1 pseudogene is annotated in these 257 nt (G+C 42.4%); it reads left to right on the top strand.

Annotation, left to right across the window (positions count from 1 at the left end):
* Positions 1-69: 69 nt before the first annotated feature.
* Positions 70-257 (top strand): annotated as a pseudogene (locus LKK83_RS06365) (group II intron reverse transcriptase/maturase); the annotation flags it as partial.

Genomic DNA, 257 nt, shown 5'->3' with positions numbered 1-257 from the left:
CTGCACGAAAACAAGGATGTAATACTGAAATGTCGCGACCATATCCAGGAATGGTTGAAAGGAATAGGATTGGAACTGAAGGATACCAAAACTCATATCACCCACACCTTAGAAGGGGATAAACCAGGGTTCGACTTCTTGGGATTTAACATCCGGCAATATCAAGTCGGAAAATATAAGACCGGGAAAAACCCACACGGTAATCCACTAGGTTTTAAGACCATCATTAAACCCAGCAATCAAGCCATCAAAACCCA

This window comes from Phormidium sp. CCY1219 (assembly GCF_035615515.1).
Lineage (GTDB): Bacteria > Cyanobacteriota > Cyanobacteriia > Cyanobacteriales > Laspinemataceae > CCY1219.
Note: the sequence above shows the minus strand (reverse complement) of the source record. Positions and strands in the feature narration are given on the sequence as shown.